Source organism: Lysobacter spongiicola DSM 21749, assembly GCF_900167055.1.
Lineage (GTDB): Bacteria > Pseudomonadota > Gammaproteobacteria > Xanthomonadales > Xanthomonadaceae > Novilysobacter > Novilysobacter spongiicola.
The window spans coordinates 1-19,399 of the sequence record NZ_FUXP01000012.1; the positions used below are offsets into that span (position 1 = coordinate 1).

15 protein-coding genes and 1 tRNA gene are annotated in these 19,399 nt (G+C 60.3%); 9 read left to right on the top strand and 7 right to left on the bottom strand.

The window, feature by feature from the left end; all coding sequences use genetic code 11:
- Positions 1-73: 73 nt before the first annotated feature.
- Together istB and istA are read right to left on the bottom strand one after the other, a co-directional pair.
- Entirely contained in the window at positions 74-850 is a 777-nt protein-coding gene (gene istB, locus B5D37_RS12055) for an IS21-like element helper ATPase IstB (RefSeq protein WP_078758725.1), read from the bottom strand.
- On the bottom strand, positions 847-1,860 hold the full coding sequence (gene istA, locus B5D37_RS12060) for an IS21 family transposase (RefSeq protein ID WP_078758737.1): 1,014 nt from the start codon (positions 1,858-1,860) through the stop codon (positions 847-849). Before istA ends, istB begins: the two co-directional genes overlap by 4 nt.
- Before the next feature lie 185 nt (positions 1,861-2,045).
- Between istA and B5D37_RS12065 the strand changes: the two genes are divergently transcribed.
- The 6 genes from B5D37_RS12065 (at position 2,046) to B5D37_RS12085 (ending at position 7,176) form a co-directional block, all read left to right on the top strand.
- On the top strand, positions 2,046-2,942 hold the full coding sequence (locus B5D37_RS12065) for an ImmA/IrrE family metallo-endopeptidase (protein WP_078758991.1): 897 nt from the start codon (positions 2,046-2,048) through the stop codon (positions 2,940-2,942).
- Between the two features lie 103 nt (positions 2,943-3,045).
- Positions 3,046-3,372: a MazG nucleotide pyrophosphohydrolase domain-containing protein gene (locus tag B5D37_RS12070; RefSeq protein ID WP_078758992.1), complete on the top strand. Its 327-nt coding sequence runs from the start codon at positions 3,046-3,048 to the stop codon at positions 3,370-3,372.
- A gap of 393 nt (positions 3,373-3,765) precedes the next feature.
- On the top strand, positions 3,766-4,251 hold the full coding sequence (locus B5D37_RS15280) for an ankyrin repeat domain-containing protein (protein WP_425478067.1): 486 nt from the start codon (positions 3,766-3,768) through the stop codon (positions 4,249-4,251).
- Between the two features lie 67 nt (positions 4,252-4,318).
- Positions 4,319-4,858, top strand: a complete 540-nt coding sequence (locus B5D37_RS12075) for an AAA family ATPase (RefSeq protein WP_159447393.1) — start codon at positions 4,319-4,321, stop codon at positions 4,856-4,858.
- Positions 4,859-4,860: 2 nt separating this feature from the next.
- Positions 4,861-6,528 (top strand): adenylosuccinate synthetase, encoded by a 1,668-nt coding sequence (locus tag B5D37_RS12080; RefSeq protein ID WP_078758994.1) that lies wholly within the window; start codon positions 4,861-4,863, stop codon positions 6,526-6,528.
- Positions 6,529-6,531: 3 nt separating this feature from the next.
- Positions 6,532-7,176, top strand: coding sequence for a DUF7002 family protein (locus tag B5D37_RS12085; RefSeq protein WP_078758995.1), 645 nt, complete (start codon positions 6,532-6,534; stop codon positions 7,174-7,176).
- Positions 7,177-7,216: 40 nt separating this feature from the next.
- Here the strand turns inward: B5D37_RS12085 and B5D37_RS12090 are convergent, their stop codons facing one another.
- Positions 7,217-9,505, bottom strand: a complete 2,289-nt coding sequence (locus B5D37_RS12090; RefSeq protein WP_078758996.1) for an ATP-dependent helicase — start codon at positions 9,503-9,505, stop codon at positions 7,217-7,219.
- A gap of 120 nt (positions 9,506-9,625) precedes the next feature.
- Between B5D37_RS12090 and B5D37_RS12095 the strand changes: the two genes are divergently transcribed.
- On the top strand, positions 9,626-10,744 hold the full coding sequence (locus B5D37_RS12095; protein ID WP_078758997.1) for a hypothetical protein: 1,119 nt from the start codon (positions 9,626-9,628) through the stop codon (positions 10,742-10,744).
- A gap of 42 nt (positions 10,745-10,786) precedes the next feature.
- Here B5D37_RS12095 and B5D37_RS14825 read toward each other — a convergent pair whose 3' ends face one another.
- The gene (locus tag B5D37_RS14825) at positions 10,787-10,933 is read right to left on the bottom strand and encodes a hypothetical protein (protein WP_159447394.1); all 147 of its coding nucleotides are present in this window, start codon (positions 10,931-10,933) and stop codon (positions 10,787-10,789) included.
- A 238-nt stretch (positions 10,934-11,171) separates the two neighbouring features.
- On the opposite strand from B5D37_RS14825, the gene B5D37_RS12105 reads away from it, so the two are divergent.
- Together B5D37_RS12105 and B5D37_RS14830 are read left to right on the top strand one after the other, a co-directional pair.
- Positions 11,172-14,300, top strand: coding sequence for a UvrD-helicase domain-containing protein (locus B5D37_RS12105; protein ID WP_159447395.1), 3,129 nt, complete (start codon positions 11,172-11,174; stop codon positions 14,298-14,300).
- Between the two features lie 897 nt (positions 14,301-15,197).
- A complete protein-coding gene (locus B5D37_RS14830; protein WP_159447396.1) occupies positions 15,198-15,629 on the top strand; it encodes a hypothetical protein in 432 nt (143 codons plus the stop codon).
- A 75-nt stretch (positions 15,630-15,704) separates the two neighbouring features.
- Here B5D37_RS14830 and B5D37_RS12110 read toward each other — a convergent pair whose 3' ends face one another.
- The 3 genes from B5D37_RS12110 to B5D37_RS12120 form a co-directional block, all read right to left on the bottom strand.
- Complete coding sequence (locus B5D37_RS12110) at positions 15,705-17,255, bottom strand: site-specific integrase (protein ID WP_078759000.1); 1,551 nt, start codon at positions 17,253-17,255, stop codon at positions 15,705-15,707.
- 102 nt (positions 17,256-17,357) lie between these two features.
- Positions 17,358-17,431 (bottom strand) — tRNA-Gly (locus B5D37_RS12115).
- 78 nt (positions 17,432-17,509) lie between these two features.
- Positions 17,510-19,339: an autotransporter domain-containing protein gene (locus tag B5D37_RS12120; RefSeq protein ID WP_078759001.1), complete on the bottom strand. Its 1,830-nt coding sequence runs from the start codon at positions 19,337-19,339 to the stop codon at positions 17,510-17,512.
- Positions 19,340-19,399 lie beyond the last annotated feature (60 nt).

The window sequence follows — 19,399 nt, forward strand, 5'->3', positions numbered from 1 at the left end:
GTGTCAACGCCGACTCAAATCTGACCCACTTGCTCCCGTTATCGCCGATTGAAATCTGACCCACCCTGGGCCTTCAAGTAGTGCCCTGCGGCCGCACTGTTCCGGCCTTGCGCTTGTCCTTCAGCCGATAGCTGTCGCCGCTGATCTGCACGATGTGGGCGTGGTGCAGCAGCCGGTCCAGCAGGGCCGCGGTCAGGGTTGCGTCGTCGGCCAATGCGCCGGCCCACTGCGGGAACGGCAGGTTGCTGGTCAGGATCATGCTGCCGCGCTCGTAGCGTTTGGCGACGACATTGAAGAACAGGCTGGCTTCCTCCCGGCCGAACGGCAGGTAGCCCAACTCGTCGACGATCAGCAGCCGCGGGCCCAGCACCGCGCGGTTGAAGTACTCGCGCAGCCGCCCTTGGGCGTTGGCCGATGCCAGCTGCAGCATCAGGTCGGCCGCCGACAGGAACCGCGTCTTGATACCCGCGTGGACGGCGCGCATCGCCAAGGCGATCGCCAGGTGCGTCTTGCCCACGCCCGATGGCCCCAGCAGCACCACATTCTCGGCGCGCTCGATGAAGGCCAGCGTCGCCAGCTCCATCACCTGCGGCTTGGACACGCCCGCAGCAAAGCCGAAGTCGAACGCCTCCAGCGTCTTCACCGACGGCAGCGTGGCCAGCTTCTGCAGGGTCTGGCGGGTGCGCTCGGTGCGGGCGGCCATCTCCGCCTGCAACGCCTGCTCCAGAAACTCGCCGTAGCTGGTCTCGGTCGCGACCGCGTGCTGGGCCAAGGCCGGCCACTGGGCGGCGATCGCCGGCAGGCGCAGCTGCTCGCACAGCGCCTGCACCCGGTCGTGCTGCAGGTTCATGCCGTCGCCTCCATCAACTCGCCGTACACCGACAGCGGATGCTGGATCGACGGGAACGGCAGCACCCGGGCGGCCAGGGCGGGTGGCATCCCCCGCATCATCACGCCGCCCGGCAGCGGCTGCAGGTGCTGGCGCTCATGCACCAGCAGGTCGCAGGGGCGGGCCTTGGTGGTGCCGTGCGTGCGCCGGTTCGCCACCTGGTCCAGCCAGCGGCGGACCTCGCGGTTGGCGGTCTGCACATCCAGCACCAGCCCGCCGCTGCGCAGGGTCGTTGCCAGCGGCACCACGAAGCTGCCTTTCAGGTAGCTGTTGAAGCGCTCCACCTTGCCCTTGGTACGTGCCCGGTACGGGCGGCACACCCGCGGGGTGAAGGCGCACTGCTCGGCCAAGGCCAGCATCTGCGGGTTCCACCGGTGCCGACCCGGGCCGTACACGTCGCGGTCCAGCAGCACCGGCTTGGCATTGTCGAACAACACGTGCTGCGGCACGCCGCCGAAGTAATCGAACGCGCCGACCAGCCCGGCCTCCCATGCCGGAAAGCTCTCGTCATCGCCAAAGCGCACGTAGGTCGTGCGGCTGTAGCCCAGCGTCGCCACGAAGGCGACCAGCCGGTCACGGCCGCGCCGCACCGTCGTGAAGTCCGCCTGCATCTGCTCACCCGGCGCCGTCTCGAAGCGCACCACCGGATCGGACGGCGCCCGGCGCAGCGGCGCCATGAAAGCCTTGAGCTGACTGATGCCGCCGGTGTAGCCCTGCTCGGACAGCTCGCGCAGCAGCACTGTGGCCGGAATCACGTCCGGGTGCGCCGCCGCCAGCCGCGCCCGGATGTAGTCCTCGTACGGCGCGAGCTTGGTTGCCCGTTTCGGTCGGGGCGCGTACTGCGCCTCAGCCCCGCGCAGGTACCGCCGCACCGTGTTGCGTGAGATCCCCAGATCCCGCGCGATCTCCCGTACTCCCTTGCCCTGTCGGGCCAACACTCTGACTTCCATCGCTTCCTCCTGGGTCAACATCCAGGCGGCCTCCAAAAGACCGCCATCCTCGCCCGGGTGGGTCAGTTTTCAGTCGGCGTGGGTGGGTCAGTTTTGCGTCGGCGCTAACACCTGGACTTGGCGTTCTTCCGTCGCTACCAAGGCTTGGATTCGAAAAGCAAGGCGCGCATGCGCAAATTTCTTGAGTGGGACGACGAGGACTGAAGATGAAAAAGCCGATGGTCGAGGCCAATCGGCTCTCGAAGCTGCTCAACCATGTGCTCGCAGACGCCGAACGCTTCCCAGTAGATGTCCAGTCGCTAGCTTTGGAGTATTCGGCTCAGTGCTTTCCAGAAGAGCCCATCGTCAAGATCGAAGAAGTCGATATCTGCGGCTTCGAGGGCGTTCTTACACGTCATCCTACGAAATCGAAGTGGAAGATCGGCTACCACAACAACCTGCGTTCGGAAGGACGCATCCGTTTCACGCTGGCGCACGAGTTTGGGCACTACTTGCTGCACCGCGCCTTGAAGTCAAGCTTTGAGTGCACCCAGCAGGATATGCATCAATGGGACGGTAGTGAGCAGGAAATCGAGGTAGCGGCCGACACGTTTGCTTCCTACTTGCTTATGCCGCTGGATGACTTCCGTCTGCAGCTTGGGACCCAGCCCATCTCGATTGATCTTCTCATGCACCTAAGCAGCCGCTACGGTGTCTCCCCCATGGCGGCGGCGCTGAAGTGGGCCGAGATCGAACGCAAGCGTATGGTGGTCGTGGCTGCTCGGGACGGTTTCGTGCTGTGGGCCAAGTCCAGCCCCTCCGCCTTTCGATCGGGCGTTTACTTGGCTTCGCGCAAACAAAGGATCGAGGTCCCGGCCCGTTCACTGCTCAACGAGGCGCTGGCCAGCGATGAAGCTCGGACAGGCACTCTCCCCGCCAACCGTTGGTTTGCAAGAGAGCCTGCAGGCATGATGATTACCGAACATGTGCACGTCTGCAGGGGCTACTACCCTTACGTGCTTGGGCTGCTCGTATTGCCCGATGCGGCACCGCGCTGGGAAGAGCCGGACGGTGAACTACTGGTGCCGGTCCATCGCGTGCTCCTGGAGCGATTGCAGACCTGAGAGGAACTTAGGTTCTTTCTGACGAGCGTCCTGGAAATTTTCCACTACTACTCGACTGCCCCGTTGATCCACCATCCAACCACGCCCCGTTCCGGAGCAACCTATGATCAATTCCAGGTCTTCTATCAACGAGCTTCAGGAGTATGTCGCAGCAACGGAGAAAGAGCGGAATTTTGCAGACCAGAGCGCAATCGAGAAATGCCTACTCTTAGGTGAAGAAGTGGGGGAGCTCTTCAAGGCGGTGAGGCGAACGTCGGGCCTTGCAGTCGATCCGAACTCAAAGGCAACAGAAGTTGGCAGCGAATTGGCCGACGTCCTCAACTACATACTTGCGATCGCGAACCGATACCAGATCGACCTGTGCGCGGAATTCGTAGCCAAGGAGCGGATCAATAGCGGACGAAATTGGATATCAAACGCGGCGCAGTGAAAATCCAGCACCAATTGCTGTTCCGACAGACATCGCTTCTCAGGATCCTGCGCGACTTTCTGGATTCTAGGCTCGGCTTACAGGGTGTCCAAGGTCCGTCAGCGCTCACGGTCGGACGCAGCAGTGCGCAGCTAGATCCGAAACATGTCTAGTTGACGATCGATCCCATTCGCACGTAAGTGCTAGGCAGCGCCCTGTCTTAAAAGCACGGCCATGGCGCTCAGCATATGGGGACATTGACGGGAGGAAGCGAGCCCCTACATTGAAACGATGAAGTCAAGTCGTGCGGCATCGCAGCAACCAACGTTCACCGAGCAATTGCGGGTTGCAATACACGGTAACGACTTTTATGGTGCCCAAATAGCGATCGCCAGCGGCGTGAATCAGTTGAGCATGCGATCTAAGACGGGTGAGCCCTCTACCCCTCTAATCGAAGCTACGAAGCACAGCCTTTCGATCCTGCTACTCTTACTTCAAAGCGAATGGGACCCTAGGCAACAGGACGCCCAAGGGTTCGCGGCTTTGCACTACGCCAACAACGTCCGCACGGTCAAAGCACTAATTGAAGCAGGTGCAGATCCCAACGTCCGCAGTCTAAGAGGAATTACACCGCTGCACTGCTGCCAAGACCCGGCGGGCTGCGCCGAGCTTCTAGACGCAGGCGCTGACCCGTGGGCAATCACAGATGAGGGCGTTTTCCCTTGGCAAGCACTCCGCCAGAACGCTCGTCTTTGGGGTCGCGCCGCACAAGATGAGGCGGCTCCCATTAGTTGCCTGAAGGCTGCAGACCTGGTCGAGTCAACTGCTCGGTTCGCAAGTATGTCCCTACAGACCACACCAATCCCCCCAACAAATTCTCCGTTGACGCGACGGTTTTAGCCCAACCTCTGACCAAGCGTAAATCTGGCGTATGCTCTGGTTACGCATCGTGGGCAGGGGGTGCTGGATGAATCCAGAGCGGCTGTTACTGATTAGCGGACCGATACACGTCGGGAAGACGACACTGGCAAAGGAGCTACAAGATTCCTTCGGCTTCGAGAAGATTTCCTCCAGTCGCTATCTAGCAACTTTGCTTCCGGCAGATGTGGCTAATGACAATGAGCGTTCACGGAAGCTGATGCAGGAGATCGGGGATCGGCTCGATCGTCAGACAGACTTCCGCTGGCTTGTCGATGAAGTTGCGTCACGCCGCATCGATGCCTCGCCAGAGACCGGAAGCTGGTTGATCGACGCGGTTAGAAAGCCTCGCCAAGTGACGCACTTTCGCTCACAGTTCCAGTGTGTTCGCCATGTGCATCTGACTGCACCCGAAGGCGTGCTGAGGTCGCGCCATAAGGATACGCCGGAACACTACACTCAAGCTGTGCTGCATCCCAACGAAGTCAGTTCACGTTCGCTTGGGGCGATCGCGGATCTTACTCTTGACACAACAGCGCACTCTCCAAAAGATCTCGCGCTCGAAGTAGTCAACCTTTGGGAGATTTAGCCATGTCCGTTAATCGAGTAGTCCTAATTAGTGGAAAAACTGGAACCGGAAAAACAGGCTTGGCCGCAGCGTTGCAGGATCGCTACGGATTTCATGTTGTGCAGACGCGCGACCTTTTAGGTGGCAAATTGGAGTTGCACGACGCGAATGAGCGGAAGCCTCTCATCGATCGCGCGATGGCCCTCAATGGTGAAACCAACTCCCGCTGGGTCCTGGATGGTGTTCTTCCTCAACTCGAAAGGCTCGGAGGTTCCCCGGGCATTGTGGTAGACCATGTAAGCTCAATAGAGCAAATCCAGCAGTTCCGTGAAAGCGCAGGTTCTGCGATCGTGCACGTTCATCTCTATGCCAGTCGCGAGACACTTAGAACGCGTTACGCAGGCAAAGAAGGGGCGTTACCGGGCGCGCCCACCTATGAAGAGATCGACCACCTGTCTGACCCGGTCGCCGAGTTGCTCAAGAATGATGCCGACATTCGCATCTTTACCGACCGAACGGATGCCGACGATACCCTTGTGAGGGTCGCGGCACATTTGCAGCTGCTAACGTCTCCGCAGCTGCGGTGCGTAGACGTCCTCGTAGGTGGTCAGTATGGAAGCGAAGGCAAGGGCAATATTGTGGCTTTCCTTGCACCGGAGTATGACGTCCTCGTGCGCGTTGGGGGACCGAACGCGGGCCATACAGTCGCCACGCCAAAAGGAAAGCGCGTGCATCACCAACTCCCCTCTGGCTGCGGGGCCTCCAGCGCAAAAATCCTCCTGGGGCCTGGCATTACCCTACATGTGCCTAAGCTGTTGAAGGAGATCGAGGAGTTTGAGATCGCACCAGGCCGACTGTTCATCGACCCCTGTGCAACGATCATTGAAGAAGTCGATATAGTTGAGGAACAACGCGGCGTCGTAGGTGCCATCGCCTCCACGGGCAGCGGCAGCGGGGCCGCTAAAGCCCGACGCATAAAGAACCGGGGATCAAAAGCCGACAAGGTGTGCTTGGCCAGGGACGTTCCCGAGCTTGCAGAATTCCTCGGCGCAACCCTTTTTCATCTGGAACAGGCCTACCGTGATGGCAAGTCTGTCTTACTGGAGGGCACGCAGGGCAGCGCCCTTAGCCTCTATCACGGCGACTATCCATATGTTACGTCTCGCGACACCAACGTGGCAGGATGTTTGGCAGAGGCAGGAATTTCGCCGAGCCGCGTGCGCCGGATCCTGATGGTGGTTCGCACCACGCCGATCCGCGTAGCCGATCCGGATGGCAAAGAAGGAAACACCTCCGGCCATTTGAAGCACGAAACTACGTTCGACGATATTGCGCAGCGTGCAGGTCTCGACGCCACCGAAGTCAATGATGCCGAGAAGACTTCAACAACGGGACGCAACCGGAGAGTTGGTTGGTTCGAGTGGAGCCAGTTCCGTCGTGCGTGTGACCTGAATGCCCCTACTGATATTGTGCTTACCTTCGCGGACTACCTCAGCGCCGAAAATCAGCAAGCTAGGCGCTTTGAGCAACTCAAAGAGAACACAATCAAGTTCATTGAAGAGTTGGAGCGCGTCGCGCAAGCGCCGGTCTCACTGATCAATACTCGCTTTCCCAAGAAGAAGGTCGACTTTACTGACCTTCGCTCCATCATCGACCGCAGAACATGGTCTGGGCGAACCACAGATAGGTAGAACATGCTTGCCAAGAACGTAGTTTCTCGTTATCCCACGATTTATCATATGGCTGAAGCTGGGACGTGGGAGAGCATTCGTGAACGCGGGTTGATGTCCACGACCGCCGTCCTTGACCACTTAGGTATTCAGGGCGTCGACCGTGCTCCGTTTGAGACTCTGCATCGAGCCGCTATGGCAAGGGTTGGCGAGAACGCCGGAATTGTTCTGCGGGACCAGATCCCAATGCCTCCGCAACGGCTGGAGCAGGCTCTCGTAGATGGCACGACTCCTGAACAATGGTATCGGTTGATCAATGGGAAGGTGTTTTTCTGGGCCCAGGAGCATCGGATGCATCGGCTGTTGAACTATTACGGCGACACTGAGCATGACGTGCTACATGTGGACACTAAGAGCCTACTTGCCGATCACGCCAATGACGTCTGGCTTTGCCACATGAACTCCGGCAATACGCTACCAATTCCTCATCATCGGGGAATTGACGTCTTCAAGCGCATAGATGCCTATCCCGAAACTAGAACGGGTCGGCCTGCCAAGGAAGTGGTGGAGATCGTAGTCGACTACGCTGTCCCAAATATTGCGGCACACGTCGTTCGTGTCTATCGAATGAGAGGATCGGCACAGCAGTCGTTGATCTGGGAGCGATAGCGAACGCGGCCGCTTTTCCTCCAAGTTGGGGTCGAGCTCATCAGGGTTCAGCCGGTAGAAGTTCTAAATCCGCCATCTCAGCCACAAGCATCCGAGAGTCTCCGCTATCAAACGTCACGCGGACTACCCGTCGATCTATCCACCGATCGATCGTGCCCGAGCCAAACGCGCGGTGGCGGACTCTCACGCCAACCGTAAGGAGTGAGCCCACTGCCGGATGGAAAGGCGCGGGCTCTGGCGGCTTCGGCCGCTCTCGCTTCGGGTAGCTCCACCCTTCAGCTTCGGGGAACCGATCGAGATATGCGTTCGCAACCTCGGGCCTGGAAACTGGAACAGGAAGAAATTGACCTGATCGAAGTGCTCGAGAAGCGTGTCGTGCTAGCGCCAGATCCAACTCCCACAAGAACTTTGATACGGGGCTAGTCTCCGTGTGTTCTGTAGCACAGGCAAGACTGCGCTCTGTCTCTATGAAATCTGCACAGATTGGATGCGCCAAGTAAAGCGCGTCGACGGCCCGGGTCGCAGCGACATAGAAGAGTCGTCGCTCCGCTTCGACCTCCTCAGCCTCGGCCCCTTCTCGCGGGAAGGAGCGTGCGGCTAGGCCTGGAACGAAGACGTGTGGCCACTGCGCGCCCTTGGCGCGATGAATAGACCCAATCCATACGTGTGGTTCGTGCGGTGCCTGCGCATTCGCAGAGTCGATGAGCGGATCTATCTCATCTAGAAAAGCCTCGACCGTTCCGGTGTGTTTGGCAGCGATAAGCTTGAACGCAGCGACGTTTGCCAAAATCGACTCGGCTTCCTCCGCGGTGGCCGACTGCTTCTCCACCGAGATCTCAAAGTCTGTCCCGATCAGATACCGATCTAGGACGGCCACAACACCCTCATCTGGGCGAGTCTTTGTCGCGATGATCTCGATGAGGTCCGCCCGGTCCCGGATCTGGTCGACTTGGAACGCCTTCATGCGCGGCGTGATCGCCGAGCGGATGGCATCCGAGATGCCCCGGGGATCTTTGATCACCTCGTCAACTAGAGCGTTTGCGGTTGCCGCGTCTAGATAGAGCGCCGGTCGCTGGATAAGACTCCGGATGAGCGATCGCAGTTCCTCGGACTCGAGCTTCTTCCACTGACCGCAAGCGAGTTGCAGCACGGCCACCATCGCCGTTATTTCGGGTATCCGACTGAGGGGCGGCCTTCCGTAGACAAAGTGTGGAATGCCGTGGTGGTGAAGGTCGAGCTCCAGCGCGACGCTCATGCTGTAGGTCCGCACAAGCACTGCAACCTCATCTGGGTCGGCACCGGCTTTAATCGCATCCCGGATGTGCACACCTAGTCCCGATAGCCCAAGCGGCAGGGGTAGGCAACGAATGCGTGTATCAGGCGTGCCCGCCGCCGAGATGCTGATCTTGGGGTTGCGGTTCGTGTTTTGTGCGATCAGTTGGCTTGCTGATAGCGACAGCGCGTGCCCGAAGCGAAAGGTATGGGGCAAGGTGTAGCGCGTCGCTCCATTGAAGTCCTTCTCGAAACCTCGCGTAAGGTAGTCCGGTCGAGCACCGCGCCACTCGTAGATGGACTGGTCCTCGTCGCCCACGAGCATGACTTGAGCGCGTGTCCCCGCCAGGATTTTCAGCAATGTGATTTGGATCGCGTTGACGTCTTGAGCCTCGTCTACGATCAGGTGGTCGACCTTGTTCGCAACGTATCGTTGCGCATCCGGACTCTTCAGCATTAGGCGGACCGGGTCGTAGAGCTGGTCCTCGAAGAAGCGGATCCTCTGCTTAGCCCTTTCATGCTCGAAGAGTAGGAAAGCCCGAGGAAACCCGGTGGCGCTCTTGCCATAGCGCCGTTCTTCAAAAACGGCCTCGGCTGATTTGACGTCGGTTTTCACGAGGAGAACAAAGGCGATGAAAGCGTCGATGAGCTCCTTGTCTGGAGTCGCGTCGTCCCCCTCGATTTCCCTGAACACAGCCGTCAAAGCTAATTTGGCGAGCTTCGTCCGGCGGTAGTCCTTCTCGACGATTTCCGCGGGCGGCAAGAGACCGAGATCAACAAAGCGATTGACAATCTTGTTGCCCATCGAGTTGAAGGTGCGAATTTCTGGCGCTGACCCACCGACAGCACGCTCGAACCTGCGACGAAAGGATTCCCTTGCGTCCCTATTGAACATGACCACTGTGATCCGCTCCGGGGCGTGGTCGCGCAGCAGATACCGAACCCTCCCTACGAGTGTCTCAGTCTTGCCAGAACCCGCAACCGCAGCGACAACGGCGTGTCCGTGGCGGTGCTCGACGACACGAAGCTGCTCTTCGGTGTAGGCGGTCTCGGTCATGCGTTGCCCGTCAATCTGTCGCCAGCATCATAGCTGTTGATCTTTGATCCGGATTGAACATGACTATGATGCGGATCAGAACCGGCGCGTTGCTGCGCCAACTGCTGACGGACACCGCTGATGCCCCGCCCTCTCCTGCCGAATGTGCTTGATGGTCCTCTCACCAAGGAGCAGGAGGACGAAATCTGGCAATTGGTGATGGGCCAGTCAGAGATGGAGGCGCAACCGCTGACGGGATGGCTTCTCCTGTCAACATCCCTCTGGGGTGACACGCGCGCACTATCGACGCAGATGGCGAGTGCGCTCCGCATTTCTCACAAAACGTGGGAGGCGGGGGCGCCCCCGAGTCCGACGAAGTTGCGGCAAAGGATTCAAAGCTTTGGCCGCTATATCGATACGGTGTTGGCCCAGTCGGAGCCCGAATGCGCCACCCGGCGCGAGCGAGCCGCCCGACGCACGGCGCGGCTGGTTGCCGAGGATCCGACCACTATTCCGTGCACGTTCTTCCATCAGTCCATCGGCATTGCGAGTGGCGATGAACTTGAGGCGCTCGCGATCCGCATCGACGAGATCTCCACTGCGATCTTGAAGCAAGACCAGCGGCGTGAGGATGCTTCGGCTCTAATCGTGGCGGCTGCCGAGACTGCGGGCCTAGTTCGAGTCGGTAGCATTCCCCCGGCGCCCGGCCTCGATGCTGGACTGGACGCATACCTGATGCTGATGGCGCGCCTGGATCGCGACTGTGCCGCTGAGGTTCACGAAGAGCAAGGCATCAGCAGCTTGTTTGGCCTATTAGCAGATGCCTCACATCCGCACATCAAGCACCGAGCTCGCCGCCGGCTTCTCGACATCTACTACGCCTTGGCGGTCGTTGCAGCCAAGCGAGACTTGCCCGAGATGCCGCCGACAGTAGAAGAAATTGAAAGAACACTTCTGGGCGGTCCGCCGCCATCGGGCGGTCAGTCGTGGATCGTGCGTTGGCGAGCAGGAACTAAGCAATTGAGGTTCGAGCACGTTGAAACCATTTCAGCAAACATCTCGCACCCTGGGCTGGACCAGCTTTTTCGAATCCTCTGGCTCGTAGCGCAGTTCTGGGAGGCCGTGGAAGCCAGCGGACGCGAGGCCCTGAGACTGGCGGGGACCCGCTATCGTGCGTGGTGGGGGGCAATGGACAGCCCTGGTCGAAGGGAGGCACCGCTGACCCACGCTTATTGGAAGCACTTTCAGCCTCACGCGTGAGCTCGGCTCCGGCTACTTCTCTGCCGGAGCCGAGCCATTGGCTCACTTTGACTTGTTCTTCGCTGCAGCAGAGGCCGCCTTGGCCTTGAACGCCATCTGCTTCGGCGACGGGTTCGGCTTTAGATCTGCGGTCCGTTGGATCGCGCTCGCACGCTCTGGGGTCATCGGAGTCTTGTTGGGCTTGCTCATGCTTCGTCCTCGTATGGTTGAGTGCCGGATGGCAGACAAAGCGTAGTGAGCAGCGGCCGCGTCGCGAGTTAGGATTTCTGGAAATTTTTGCCTGGCAATCGCTCGATGGGCCTTCATCTCAAGACACAGCAATCATTGCTGGACGCTCGGCTGCCAAGTGCGGATGGCGTGCTCCTGAAGGGTAGACTCGGGTCAATCCTCACTGCCGTTCTCATAGATGTCGCATCAACCACACCCCATGGATTGGGAGCCCACCGCCCTCGGGCGCTTGCTGACACGAGCGGTCCCCTGGCGTTTTGAGCTGCATGGCTGCTACTTCAGCCTGACACGACCAGGCTCTGACACCATTGCAGGCCACCTGTCCGAGATCGCTCGTGCTGCTCTGGCTCCCGGTGTGTTCTGGAGCACCTGTCGCTTCCTGCTTGCAGATGGTCGCGAGGCCATGGTGGGCGGCATATCCAATGCGCAGGCCGCGCGCATGCAAGAAGCCATCGACCGCGCCACTGGTGAGTCACTAGCGGCAGCGCTCACATCTGAGTTCTTGGAGCGCTTCTCGCGCTGGTTTGATGCCCGCATAGATGAGGCGTTGCCGAACTCCGGCGAGTGGGCAGAGCCTGAGCAGGTGGACGCGGTCCTTGCTGCTGCCGAGTCCGTTCCCAGCGTCGGCGCCGACCTCGACCTACACCGGGTGCTTTCTCATCGGCTGTTCTCCCTGCCACCGGACGTCGATGAAGCGACTCTAGCTAAGCTCCGGTCCCCACGGGATGTGCTTCTTGCTCTGCAAGAGGCTCACGATTTGGCACTCTTCAGTGCGAAGTTCCGGGAATGGCGCGAAGAGGCATCGAATGAAGCGACCTCCAGCGGAACGCGCTGGTGGTCCCATTCCGCAACTCTTCGTGCTTTGGCAAGGTGCCCAGCACCACAGCATCCAGCCCGTGGCTGGCTGCTCGTGCCGGCGATGGGCGCCTGCAGCTCGCCCGTAGAAGTCCTCGAAGCACAACGAGAGACCTTCAACGGTGTCCATCTAGAGCGCGAGCGACGGGAACTAGAGAAGTTCTTTGCGACCGTCGAGAAGAGTCCACTGACCGCCGAGCAGATCGATGCGGTGGTGTGCTTCGATGACCACGAACTGGTGGTTGCCGCAGCGGGTTCTGGAAAAACGTCCACCATGGTCGCCAAGGCTGGGTATGCGCTTGAGCGTGACCTGTGCCGACCAGAACAGATCTTGCTATTGGCATTCAACAGCGACGCTGCCAAGGAGCTCGATGAGCGCATCAATTCACGCTTGGCCGATACGCCAGGCGTCGACGGGATTACCGCAAAGACCTTCCACTCCTTCGGCAAGGAAGTCATCCGAGTAGCGACCGGTCAAAAACCCATGCTTGCGCCGTGGCTGGAGCGGGAGGGGCAAGACATCCATCAGATGGTCGACATCGTTGAGACGCTTTGCACGGCGGACCCCGCTTTCGCCAGCGACTGGCAGACCTTTCGGGTGGTTCTTGCCCAGGACATTGGGCGATGGGACCTGCCTGACGATCCCGAGGATTGGGACAGCACATCTGGAGAAAGAGGCTTCCGCACCGCCCAAGGCGAAATCGTGCGAAGCAAGGAGGAGCGCACCATCGCTGACTGGCTCTTCTACCACGACATCAGCTATCGCTACGAGGAGCCTTACAGCCAACCCACAGCGGACCTTGATCACCGTCAATACGTCCCTGACTTCTACTTTCCAGAGATCGACCTCTACTACGAGCACTTTGCTCTAGATGCAAATGGCAGGGCTCCTGCGCACTTTGAGCCTGGCTACGAGAGGAGTGCCCAGTGGAAGCGGGACCTCCATGCCCGGATGGGCACACACCTCATCGAGACAACCTCCCATGAGCTGCGCTCGGGCATCGCGTTCGACAAGCTCAGAGCTGCGCTTATTGAGCGCGGTCTGGCCCCGGTGCTCAATCCGCATCGTGCTCCGGAGCGGAACCCGCAGGTCGAAGGACGAGAACTTGCCCGTTCCTTTCGGACCTTTCAGCAGCATGTGAAGTCCAACGGCCTTTCCTACGGCGACCTGGAAAGACGGATCGAGCAGCAGACCAAGTATGGCTTCGAGGCGCGCCTGCGGATCTATCTCGCCATCTATCGAAAGCTCTCCGATGAGTGGGAGCGCAGGCTTCGAGCAGGCGGCTACATCGACTTTGACGACATGCTTACTCAGGCCGCCGACCTGCTCGACGCTGGCCGATATGACAGCCCCTACCTGGTTGTTCTGGCTGACGAGTTCCAGGACAGCTCAAATGCGCGTGCCCGGCTGCTGCGCGGCTTGATGCATTCCGCCAAAGGACCGGCGCACCTGTGTGTGGTCGGAGATGACTGGCAAGCGATCAATCGTTTCGCCGGGGCCGATATCTCGATCATGTCCCAGTTCGAGCGATGGTTCGCCCGCCCCGAGCGGCGGATGCTCACGACAACGTTCCGCTGTCCTCAGGATCTGTGTGACGCCAGCAGCGACTTCGTGTCTGCCAACCCGGCGCAGATCAACAAGCGAGTCAGCACCACAAATCCCCGGACTGCTCCTTCGCTGTATGTGTTTGCCGCAGCCAGTAAGGACCAGCTTTCCCAAGTGGTCTATCAGAAGCTTGCTGCCTTGGTCCGCAAGTTGGGTGAACCTGGCGAGTGGACAGCCGACCGCCGGCCTTTCGTGATGCTGCTCAGCCGTTACGGCAAGTTCGGTCGTCCTGACGAGCTGGACGCGTGGGTCGCAGAGTTCTCTTCGAGCATTGACCTGTCTTTTAGCACCGTCCACAAGTCGAAAGGATTGGAAGCGGACTACGTCCTCTTGCTCAACATGGTCGAGGCCACCTTGGGCTTCCCCTGCAAGATCGAAGATGACCCGGTGCTTGAGCTAGCCATGCCGGAAGCAGATCCCTTCCTGTTCGCCGAGGAGCGGCGTCTGTTCTATGTAGCATTGACGCGCGCTCGCCAGGAAACGTGGCTCTTTACAACCCGTGCCACCCCTTCGCAATTCGTGATCGAACTGCACAAGCAAGGATGTCTCTCAACCTTGGAAGGAGAAGACGCCTGGGAGGTGCCGACGCCCTGCCCTGGCTGTGGCCGGGGACTGCTCGCGCTTCGGTTCGGCCCATACAAGCCATTCCAAGGCTGCAGTCGCTATCCCCAGTGCGAATATACCGAGCCACCACGCAAAGACCAGGTCGCTCTGGCGACGTGCCCAAGCTGTCGTTCGGGGCACATCGTGAGACGAAATGGGAAGAATGGTCCCTTCCTCGGCTGCAGTGGCTACCGTAAGCATGACTGCCGATGGACATCGGACATTCGTGCCCATGCGCTGCAGATGAACCGCCGCGGCGACTAGCCCAGCGGCCTATTCATGCTCCGCTATAGTGGCCACCTAGACTTGCCAAATGAAGCTCCGCGGTGTCTCTAGACAAGTTCTATATAAAGGAGTAGCCTGAGGCGATGAAGGTTTTCGGCTATGAGGTTGGCAAGCGGAAGGCTGCAAGTGCGGCTACACGCTTGAACGCGAAAAAGATTCCCACCATAGAGGAGCTTCGCGGGCGGAGTTATGCCATTTTCATGGATTCTGGCGTGCGCGTCGACCTAGATCGTTATTTTGCTACTGAGGCCGGACAGCGAGCTCTCCAGCGAGTCTCAGACAGTGCAGTGGGTCGCACTAGGCGCAAAGTAGCGAGCGACTAACGGCTTAGCACTTCACCTATCGGCCGGGAGCGGCAGGATGCCTTTTAATCAGCTTTTACTGCCGCTGATTGGCGGTTTCCTGCTCATAAACTTCACACACATAACTTCTTACTGGACCTCTAGGCAAAGTAAGGAGCAGCTTATTTTGGCTGCAGCTTTTGCCGGATTTCTCGCGCTTATCATGGCACGCGTTTTGGTCGTTTGCGTTATGCAGACGCCCCTAGGCCCCCATCTTTATAGCGCCCTTCATTCTGCTGCACCTTATGATGGCATTGGAACGTCCCTCCTTGCCGTTATAATTTGTCTTGTGTTGAGATACTGGATAAATGCGGTCTGGTCCAAGGAGGACGCTGCACTGTGGCTGTATGGCAATGGGATGTATAACACCCTAGAGCGCCTTTTTTACTATAGTTTTCTACGAGTTGAGCAAGTCCAGACGCGACCATTTGTGTCCGAGCTTGCTTATCGGATGTTTCGATTCCCAATCCGCAGATTCTTTGCACGTTTCCTCAGCACTTCCGACTCCGATCGATCCGCTTCTTCTGAAGCCCCGGTGGACGATGCTGACCTAGCCGATAATCCAGATGCTTGTGACCAAGAGCTGGACGAGCCAATCTCGATTATGCTCTCGATGAAGGACAGGAAGGTCTATGTTGGGTGGGTGCAGTGGGTTGCGCCATTGAGGGTCGATGAATCGCCATACATAAAAATAGTCCCAGCTTGGAGCGGCTATAGAGATCCCAGCACCCTGCGGGTCGAAGTCACTGATAGGTATGACAGCAGGTTATTTAAGGATCCGGTTATACCCAGAGGCAAAGTGATCGCAATTGGAGACATTGCAAATGCTAGCCTGTATGACAGAGACGCTTTCGAGTTGTTCTCTTCAAGCGCGAACCCACTAGATCAATCCACCCCGTCGAATTTGGCACCAACTTCTTTGAATCCCATCACGAGGTTTCTGAGGACCTTCTTTGGGTCTAAGTAGCGACGGCCGATACCTTCTTCAGTTAAATCGCACCCGGGTTCCGGCTAGAGAGCGCCGGCTGGAGCTTTCGTCTGACTAAGGGTGCAGCTTGTTCGATCGCAGAGCCTGTGCAAATTGCCGCTCTTGATACCTCTCCAGCCTTACCGGTGGGGTAAATTTCGCTAACGTCTCCACCCGCTTAAGCAACGTCGTTGGCTTAGCAATGTGGATGTAGTGCTTCTCCAACACAGGCGCATCACTTCTCACCGCGTGCCCGGTGATCATCGCGATATCCGCTGACGGCACCCCAACCTCAGCCAGCATGGTCGATAGGGTATGGCGAAAGGCGTGGAAGCCGGTGCCCTTCTCGATCCCCAGTCCCTTCACGTAGGCCCCGAACTGACGCGAAAGCTGGCGTCCGTAGCCCTTACCGTTGGGCGTGCCGTCCTTTCGGGTGCCGGCAGGCAGGTGCGGGAACATCCTGGGATGGCCGCAGGCCTTCATGTCTTCGACGAACTGCAGGAAGCCTGCATCCAGCAGTGGCTGGGCCAGAGGCACGAAGCGGATGGAGGACTTGTTCTTGATCTTCTGGCCGCGGCCGCTCTTCCACAAGAAGATGCCCCAGACGCCCGACACCTCACGCACGTCGTCCAGGTAGATCTGCGCGATCTCATTGACCCGGGCGCCGGTATACAGCCCAAGCATTGTCCCCCACCACCGGTGCGGCGCCTTGGACGCCCAAGCTTTGAAGCGCTGGGGCTCAAAGATGGCGGCGAGCTCCTCAGGCGTGAAGGGCCTGCCTGTATCCAGGTCCGTCGATGTATCCAGATCCGCCTTGAGCCCTTTCAGTGGGTTTCTGCCCAGCAAGTCAGAGTTCACGAGCGCATTGAGGAAGGCTCCCAAACGCTGGTGATGCTTGTTCAGCGTATGCGCTGACGGGATAGGCACTTGGTCGCGCTTGCCGGCCTCAATGATCTCCAGCACCGATAGATCGCGATACTTTGGCCGAACCGTAGCCCGCTCCGGCCACCAGCGGATCGCATCGAGGAACGTGCGGGCGTGGTTGGCCTTGATGTTGGCGACAGGAATATCCCCCGTCGTTGCCAAGAAGATGCGAAGGGTGTGCTTGCTTTCGGTGATGGTATCCGGCGCGAGGCGCCTGCGCTCCAAGTCGCCCAAGTGGTCAGCGATTGCTTCCGACAGCGACGGCGAAGCCTCTTGAGGCGCAGCAGGGACTACGGCAGGAGCCGGCTGGCCCGCGTTGTCCGGCGCCTCCAACAGCGCCTGAATTGCTCGCACGAAGTCCTCGGTGTCCTGTCGCCCGTTGACGCTGACGCTGCCCAGGTTCACGCGCCCTACCTGGACACCCGAGGCGGTCCACTCACGGGTCTGGCCGGCACCGGCCGCTTGCCTTGCGCTGTCCAGCAACTTCTTGACGTCGACCATGGCGTCCCCCCGGCGCATCCCTTCGAATGCTCTGGAGAGTGCCACACCATAGGCCGCGGCAAGTAGTCGAGCCTCGTCACCACGCCTGGCACCCAGAGACCGCACGAGAAAGCGCGCACCCACGGCCAGACGTAGATCAGCCGGGACAAGAAAGCGCACATAGAGGCCGGAAGGCCGCGTCAGGAACAGTGGTTTCGGCACGCAACGATACCCAAAACGATACCTCGGGGAGGTCGTTTCAGGAATCGTGCCTTTCGGAAAACCCGTTGCCGATCAGAGGCTTACATCAGCAGGGTTGGAAGATGGAGCGGGTGATGGGAATCGAACCCACGCTATCAGCTTGGGAAGCTGAAGTTCTACCATTGAACTACACCCGCATGCCGGCCAGTTTATGCCTTTGGCCGGCAACTGGAAACAGGGGCGGGCGACATCGGCCGGCCGCCCCCCCGCCGGGTTCAGAAACGGTTGCCGATGGTGGCGAACACCGTGGCGTCGCCGCCGTCCTCCTGACCCACCGCCAGGCTGGCGCCGACGTTGGCGTCCATCCCGAACATCCGGCTGCGGGTACCCAGCACCAGGGTCCCGTAGCTGTCATCGAAAGAGACTCCGGGGACCGCATACGTCGATGTACCGGGCATCGACTGCAGCCGACCGAAGGCCTGCTCCGGCTCGTCCTCGAACTCGCGGTCGGCGGTCAGGCGGGCGTAGGGCTGCAGCGCACCGCCATCGAAGCGCACCTGCCAGCCGACGCTGCCGACCAGCGAGTCGTACGACTGCTCCGGGTAGGCCAGCGACGTGGACAGGTCGGGATCGCTCTCGCCGAACCCGTCGATCTCGATCTTCTGCGCCAGGACGCCGACCACCGGCCCGTGGCGCAGCTGGCCATCGCCGAACTCCCAGCCACCATTGAGCCCGAAGCTGACATTGCTGCCGTCGATGTCGGCGCGGTGCACCCGGGTGGCCTGTCCCAGCACCACGTTGCGCTCGATGTCGAATCCGAGGCTGGTGTAGCTGGCCTGCGCGTTGATCCAGGCCGCGCCGGCATTCCAGCCGAGGTAGGCGCCGATGGTGGCTTCCGACTGGTCGAAACTGCCGCCACGGCGGCCCCAGTCCTGGGCCTGCCGGCCGAAACCGCCAAACCCGCCGAACACCAGCCCGCCACTGCGACGATCCACACCGACCGTCAGCGCCGGACCGGCGCCATCGTGCAGGTCGCCGTGGCCATAGCGCTGGAAGTCGCCGCGGACATCGCCCCACCAGCGCATGCCGTCGGTGCTGTCCGGCACCACCAGTTGGGCGGATACGCGATCGGCGCGGGCGCGGCCGGTCATCGCAGCCGAGTTAGGCAGTACCGCGATCTGCCGCGGGCCTTCAAGCACCGCAGCGGCATAGTCGGCCACCACTTCGTGTGCCGCGCCACTGGGGTGCACACCATCGGCGAAGGCATAGGAGGTGGCCGCGTCCGGCGTGACGTAGCTGGTCGGGTTGCAGGTCACCGACTGGGCGGTGATCTGCGGCTGGCAGGCGGTGCCGGTGACGTTGGCGAAGCCGAACGCGCCCGGATCGGCGACCACCTCCTGGAACAGGTGGAACATGTCCAGCGGGATCACCCGCAGCCCCGCCTGTTCGAACCCGCCGAACAAGGCATCGTTGTAGACCGACGCCAGCTGGGTCAGCTGCGCCTGGGCGGCCGGCCCCTGGGCGCGGGCGGCGGGGGTCAGGCCCAGATCGGGGATCGACGGCACCAGCACGTACTGTGCACCGGCTGCCTGCAGGCTGCCAACGATGCCGACCTGCGCCCCGACGGCCGCGCCGATGGTGGTTTCGGGCGGCGCACCCGCGGCGACTGCGAACAGATCGTTGTTGCCGCCCCAGACGGTGTAGAGCGCATCCGGATCGGCGACGCCGCCGGTCGAGGCGAGGTAGTTGCCGACCTGGGTCGCCATCGACGGCGTCGGTCCCAGCGCGCCGATGCTGTCCTCAGCCACGCGCGCGCCACCGACGGCATAGTTGCTGCCGCCCTGGTTGGCCGGTGCCGCCGCGGTGCCGTAGAACTCGGCCAGGTACTCGGACCAGACCAGCCACGGGTTGGTGGTGAACTTGCCGAGGATGGCGGCCTGCGGCCCGACCGCTTCGACCAGTACCGGCCGGAAGTGGCCCGAGTCGGTGAGGCTGTCGCCAAAGAAGATGGTCTGGGAATACGGGTGTTCGTTGGCGGACTCCGCCATGGCGGGCGCGGTCGCGAGGGCGAGCGCGACGGCCAGGAGGGTGCGGACGGGTTTCATCAATCAAGGCTCCTGCAACAGGCGGAAGATCGAAAACCGACGGCACGTGCGCCGGCGCAT

What these genes read in the sequence shown, in the direction of transcription:
- B5D37_RS12090 (WP_078758996.1), bottom strand. Translation starts at nt 9,505, where the DNA reads ATGACCGAGACCGCCTACACCGAAGAGCAGCTTCGTGTCGTCGAGCAC.
- B5D37_RS12075 (WP_159447393.1), top strand. Translation starts at nt 4,319, where the DNA reads ATGAATCCAGAGCGGCTGTTACTGATTAGCGGACCGATACACGTCGGG.
- B5D37_RS12105 (WP_159447395.1), top strand. Translation starts at nt 11,172, where the DNA reads ATGGATTGGGAGCCCACCGCCCTCGGGCGCTTGCTGACACGAGCGGTC.
- istA (WP_078758737.1), bottom strand. Translation starts at nt 1,860, where the DNA reads ATGTTGACCCAGGAGGAAGCGATGGAAGTCAGAGTGTTGGCCCGACAG.
- B5D37_RS15280 (WP_425478067.1), top strand. Translation starts at nt 3,766, where the DNA reads ATGCGATCTAAGACGGGTGAGCCCTCTACCCCTCTAATCGAAGCTACG.
- B5D37_RS12080 (WP_078758994.1), top strand. Translation starts at nt 4,861, where the DNA reads ATGTCCGTTAATCGAGTAGTCCTAATTAGTGGAAAAACTGGAACCGGA.
- B5D37_RS12065 (WP_078758991.1), top strand. Translation starts at nt 2,046, where the DNA reads ATGAAAAAGCCGATGGTCGAGGCCAATCGGCTCTCGAAGCTGCTCAAC.
- B5D37_RS14825 (WP_159447394.1), bottom strand. Translation starts at nt 10,933, where the DNA reads ATGAGCAAGCCCAACAAGACTCCGATGACCCCAGAGCGTGCGAGCGCG.
- B5D37_RS12095 (WP_078758997.1), top strand. Translation starts at nt 9,626, where the DNA reads ATGCCCCGCCCTCTCCTGCCGAATGTGCTTGATGGTCCTCTCACCAAG.
- B5D37_RS12085 (WP_078758995.1), top strand. Translation starts at nt 6,532, where the DNA reads ATGCTTGCCAAGAACGTAGTTTCTCGTTATCCCACGATTTATCATATG.
- istB (WP_078758725.1), bottom strand. Translation starts at nt 850, where the DNA reads ATGAACCTGCAGCACGACCGGGTGCAGGCGCTGTGCGAGCAGCTGCGC.
- B5D37_RS12070 (WP_078758992.1), top strand. Translation starts at nt 3,046, where the DNA reads ATGATCAATTCCAGGTCTTCTATCAACGAGCTTCAGGAGTATGTCGCA.
- B5D37_RS12120 (WP_078759001.1), bottom strand. Translation starts at nt 19,339, where the DNA reads ATGAAACCCGTCCGCACCCTCCTGGCCGTCGCGCTCGCCCTCGCGACC.